The sequence below is a fragment of the Pedobacter agri PB92 genome (assembly GCF_000258495.1).
Lineage (GTDB): Bacteria > Bacteroidota > Bacteroidia > Sphingobacteriales > Sphingobacteriaceae > Pedobacter > Pedobacter agri.
The window spans coordinates 1-5,686 of record NZ_AJLG01000244.1 but is presented as its reverse complement, the minus strand read 5'-3'; the positions used below and the strand labels follow the sequence as shown (position 1 = coordinate 5,686).

The window sequence follows — 5,686 nt, the reverse complement described above, 5'->3', positions numbered from 1 at the left end:
TTTATAAACAAGAAAGCCCTGCAACTTTGAGTTACAGGGCTTCTTTAAGATTTGGCACCGACCTACTCTCCCACGTGTTACCGCAGTACCATCGGCTCTGGTGGGCTTAACTTCTCTGTTCGGAATGGGAAGAGGTGGACACCACCGATATAGGCACCTAAATATTTTAAAGTTGTAAGTTATAAGTTCTAAGTTGTAAGCCTTTTGACTTTATACTTTTTACTTTAAACTTCAACATGACATATTATTGAAAGAAGTTAAGTTTTGAAGAACAAACAACAGTCTGTTTGCTTTGAAAGCTTCGGATGATTAGTACTACTCGACTGTGCTGTCGCCAGCTTTACATCTGTAGCCTATCAACGTAGTAGTCTTCTACGGTCCTATATGGAATTCTCATCTCGTGGCTAGTTTCGCACTTAGATGCTTTCAGCGCTTATCTATTCCCAGCGTAGCTACTCTGCAATGCCCCTGGCGGAACAACAGATTCACTAGAGGCTAGTCCAACCCGGTCCTCTCGTACTAAGGTCAGCCCCACTCAAAATTCCTACGCCCACAACAGATAGGGACCGAACTGTCTCGCGACGTTCTGAACCCAGCTCGCGTGCCACTTTAATCGGCGAACAGCCGAACCCTTGGGACCTTCTCCAGCCCCAGGATGTGACGAGCCGACATCGAGGTGCCAAACCTCCCCGTCGATATGAGCTCTTGGGGGAGATCAGCCTGTTATCCCCAGCGTACCTTTTATCCTTTGAGCGATGGCCCTTCCATGCAGAACCACCGGATCACTATATCCGTCTTTCGACCCTGATCGACCTGTATGTCTCACAGTCAAGCAAGCTTATGCTATTGCACTCCGCGTACGGTTACCAAGCGTACTGAGCTTACCTTTGAAAGCCTCCGTTACCTTTTTGGAGGCGACCACCCCAGTCAAACTACCCATCAAACAATGTCTCCCGCTTGGCGGGATTAGACACCGAACACAGAAAGGGTGGTATTTCAACGTTGGCTCCACGACGCCTAGCGACGCCGCTTCAAAGCCTCCCACCTATCCTACACATCCTGTGCCCAATGTCAATGTTAAATTGTAGTGAAGGTGCATGGGGTCTTTCCGTCCCGTTGCGGGTACCCGGCGTCTTCACCGGGACCACAATTTCACCGAGCTCATGGCTGAGACAGCGCCCAGATCGTTACACCATTCGTGCAGGTCGGAACTTACCCGACAAGGAATTTCGCTACCTTAGGACCGTTATAGTTACGGCCGCCGTTTACTGGGGCTTCGATTCAATGCTTCTCCTTGCGGATGACATCCCCTCTTAACCTTCCAGCACCGGGCAGGTGTCAGGCCTTATACTTCATCTTTCGATTTTGCAAAGCCATGTGTTTTTGTTAAACAGTCGCCTGGGCCTTTTCACTGCGGCTGACATTGCTGCCAGCGCCCCTTCTCCCGAAGTTACAGGGCCATTTTGCCGAGTTCCTTAGCCATGATTCACTCGAGCACCTTAGAATCCTCTTCCCGGATACCTGTGTCGGTTTGCGGTACGGGTTTTTATAACCTGAAGCTTAGCGGTTTTTCTTGGAAGTCTGATTACCTGCACTATCCACTCAGCCGAAGCCTCGCGGTACTATCAGCGTTCAGCTAGATCGGCGGATTTGCCTACCGTTCTAATACCTACAGCCTTTAACGATCTATTCCGTCAGATCGCGGCAGTGTCACTACTCCGTCCCCACATCGCAGTTATAAAAAGTACTGGAATATTAACCAGTTGTCCATCGAATTTCCCCTTCGGGTTCTCCTTAGGTCCCGACTAACCCTGATCCGATTAGCGTTGATCAGGAAACCTTATCCTTTCGGTGGGCGGGTTTCTCTCCCGCCTTATCGTTACTTATGCCTACATTTGCTTTTCTATAAGCTCCAGCACCCATTACCAGATACCTTCACTGCCGATAGAATGCTCCCCTACCGATATATTTCAATCCCATAGCTTCGGTGTACAATTTAATGCCCGTTTATTATCCATGCCCGATCGCTCGACTAGTGAGCTGTTACGCACTCTTTAAATGAATGGCTGCTTCCAAGCCAACATCCTAGCTGTCTGTGCAATCGGACCTCGTTAGTTCAACTTAACTGTAACTTGGGGACCTTAGCTGATGGTCTGGGTTCTTTCCCTCTCGGCGCATGACCTTAGCACCCTGCGCCTCACTGCAGATCATATTTCATAGCATTCGGAGTTTGTCTGGATTTGGTAGGATTTGACTCCCCCGCACCCAATCAGTAGCTCTACCTCTATGAAACTTAATATCCACGCTGTTCCTAAAAACATTTCGGGGAGTACGAGCTATTTCCCAGTTTGATTAGCCTTTCACCCCTACCCACAGATCATCCGGAAACTTTTCAACGTTTATCGGTTCGGTCCTCCAGTACGTGTTACCGCACCTTCAACCTGTCCATGGGTAGATCACAAGGTTTCGCGTCTACCCCCTCTGACTATACGCCCTATTCAGACTCGCTTTCGCTTCGGATCCGTGCCTTAAACACTTAACCTTGCCAGAGAGGAGTAACTCGTAGGCTCATTATGCAAAAGGCACGCCGTCACTGGACCTGCCAGCTCCGACCGCTTGTAAGTACACGGTTTCAGGTTCTATTTCACTCCCCTGTTCGGGGTTCTTTTCACCTTTCCCTCACGGTACTGGTTCACTATCGGTCTCTCAGGAGTATTTAGCCTTACCGGATGGTGCCGGCAGATTCCCACAAGGCGTCTCCGACCTCGCGGTACTCAGGATACTGCTAGACTAACATTCTATACGTGTACAGGGCTATCACCTTGTATCGCCGGGCTTCCCATCCCGTTCCACTTCTGTTTGTTAATGCCACGTTGCAGTCCTACAACCCCACCTATGCCGTAACATGGATGGTTTGGGCTCTTTCCCTTTCGCTCGCCACTACTCAGGAAATCATTGTTATTTTCTCTTCCTCTGCTTACTTAGATGTTTCAGTTCGGCAGGTTTGCTCATTATATGTGACTGGTCTTCAACCAGCCGGGTTGCCCCATTCGGAAATCTTCGGATCAATTCCTATTTGCAAATACCCGAAGCTTATCGCAGCTTATCACGTCCTTCATCGCCTCTGAGAGCCAAGGCATCCCCCGTGTACTCTTTATTACTTTCTTCTACTCATATGCCTTTTGCGCCATATGGTATGCTTTTTTTGTCTCTTGTTATGATGTCTCATACCACTCATCTGATTACTCATCTGAATGGTGAGCACAAACACAACAGTCGCCTATTGTTGTTTGCTCTTCTTTTTTAACTTCTTCCAATATGTCAAAGAACTTTATTAAGGTATAAAGCTGAGGGTATAAAGGTTCAGGGTTTAATGTGCCCCAACCTAAGCCTATAGCTTATTCCTTATTAGTCAAAAACTGCGGTCTCGAACCGTTTCATGTGCCCCTTTGGCGTTTCTCTTCTTTCTTTCAATCTGTCAATGATGATCACCGATCCCGGTGATGGTCTTCTGTGTGTTTTAAAAGCTTTCTGCTTTGGTCTTTAAGCTTTGCAGCTTAAATGTGGAGAATAACGGAGTCGAACCGTTGACCTCCTGCGTGCAAGGCAGGCGCTCTAGCCAGCTGAGCTAATCCCCCAGGATTATTAAAGTAGTCCCGTCCAGATTTGAACTGGAGACCCCTACATTATCAGTGTAGTGCTCTAACCAGGCTGAGCTACGGGACTGTGCTGTATGGTCGCTGTGTTGCAGTTAGTATATTACCGCTACCGCTCCATTTGCTACCTAGCTTTCGTTCCGATGACCCTATGGTTAAGGACAACCGTCATTTCTTCTGGGTGTTTCTTCTTTTTGTTGGTTCGTTGTTTCGCTGTTAATTGTTTGGTATATGTCTTTCGACTTATATCCTACAACTCTCAACTTATAACTCTCAACTTATAACTTTTTTACTTTATCGAAATATCATGTTGCGCAGTGAGTAGTCAACTCTACTCCAGAAAGGAGGTATTCCAGCCGCACCTTCCGGTACGGCTACCTTGTTACGACTTAGCCCCAGTTATCGGTTTTACCCTAGGACGCTCCTTTCGGTTACATACTTTAGGTACCCCCAACTTCCATGGCTTGACGGGCGGTGTGTACAAGGCCCGGGAACGTATTCACCGCGTCATTGCTGATACGCGATTACTAGCGAATCCAACTTCATGGGGTCGAGTTGCAGACCCCAATCCGAACTGTGAATGGCTTTGTGAGATTCGCATCATATTGCTATGTAGCTGCCCTCTGTACCATCCATTGTAGCACGTGTGTAGCCCCGGACGTAAGGGCCATGATGACTTGACGTCGTCCCCTCCTTCCTCTCTGTTTGCACAGGCAGTCTGTTTAGAGTCCCCACCTTAACGTGCTGGCAACTAAACATAGGGGTTGCGCTCGTTGCGGGACTTAACCCAACACCTCACGGCACGAGCTGACGACAGCCATGCAGCACCTAGTTTCGTGTGATTGCTCACTGATCTATCTCTAGATCATTCACTAACTTTCAAGCCCGGGTAAGGTTCCTCGCGTATCATCGAATTAAACCACATGCTCCTCCGCTTGTGCGGGCCCCCGTCAATTCCTTTGAGTTTCACTCTTGCGAGCGTACTCCCCAGGTGGAACACTTAACGCTTTCGCTTAGCCGCTGACTGTGTATCGCCAACAGCGAGTGTTCATCGTTTAGGGCGTGGACTACCAGGGTATCTAATCCTGTTTGATCCCCACGCTTTCGTGCCTCAGCGTCAATAAGACCATAGTAAGCTGCCTTCGCAATCGGTGTTCTGAGACATATCTATGCATTTCACCGCTACTTGTCTCATTCCGCCTACCTCTAGTCCATTCAAGCCCATCAGTATCAAGGGCACTGCGATAGTTGAGCTACCGTCTTTCACCCCTGACTTAACAGGCCGCCTACGCACCCTTTAAACCCAATAAATCCGGATAACGCTTGGATCCTCCGTATTACCGCGGCTGCTGGCACGGAGTTAGCCGATCCTTATTCCTTCGGTACATTCAGCTTATTACACGTAATAAGGTTTATTCCCGAATAAAAGCAGTTTACAACCCATAGGGCAGTCTTCCTGCACGCGGCATGGCTGGTTCAGAGTTGCCTCCATTGACCAATATTCCTTACTGCTGCCTCCCGTAGGAGTCTGGTCCGTGTCTCAGTACCAGTGTGGGGGGCCATCCTCTCAGATCCCCTAGTCATCGTCGCCTTGGTGGGCCGTTACCCCGCCAACTAGCTAATGACACGCATGCCCATCTCCATCCCATAAATGTTTGATCATTGGATAATGCCATCCTGTGATTTTATGCGGTATTAATCCGGATTTCTCCGGGCTATCCCCCAGATGAAGGTAGGTTGCATACGCGTTACGCACCCGTGCGCCGGTCTCAAAGAAGCAAGCCTCTTCTACCCCTCGACTTGCATGTATTAGGCCTGCCGCTAGCGTTCATCCTGAGCCAGGATCAAACTCTCCATTGTAAAATGTGTTGTAAGATTCTGACCAGTTTTAACTATCGTTAAAAATAGTCTTCTTTTTAATTTGTCTGTTAGACATTGACTTTAAAATGTAATAAGGAACTCTGTACTTGAATTCGTACTTCATTACCCCACTACGCATCATTGACATCTCTTGTAAGAACTTAATCGGC

At 48.3% G+C, this 5,686-nt stretch carries 2 tRNA genes and 3 rRNA genes; all 5 read right to left on the bottom strand.

Features of this window, described 5'->3' with window-relative positions:
- Positions 1 to 49 precede the first annotated feature (49 nt).
- Positions 50 to 161 (bottom strand): 5S ribosomal RNA (rrf, locus tag ON09_RS22075).
- Between the two features lie 129 nt (positions 162 to 290).
- A 23S ribosomal RNA gene (locus tag ON09_RS22070) occupies positions 291 to 3,167 on the bottom strand.
- Positions 3,168 to 3,564: 397 nt separating this feature from the next.
- A tRNA-Ala gene (locus tag ON09_RS22065) sits at positions 3,565 to 3,638 on the bottom strand.
- A 13-nt stretch (positions 3,639 to 3,651) separates the two neighbouring features.
- Positions 3,652 to 3,726, bottom strand: a tRNA-Ile gene (locus ON09_RS22060).
- A gap of 270 nt (positions 3,727 to 3,996) precedes the next feature.
- Positions 3,997 to 5,516, bottom strand: a 16S ribosomal RNA gene (locus ON09_RS22055).
- The 16S, 23S and 5S rRNA genes sit together here with 2 tRNA genes alongside, the layout of an rRNA operon.
- Between the last annotated feature and the right edge of the window lie 170 nt (positions 5,517 to 5,686).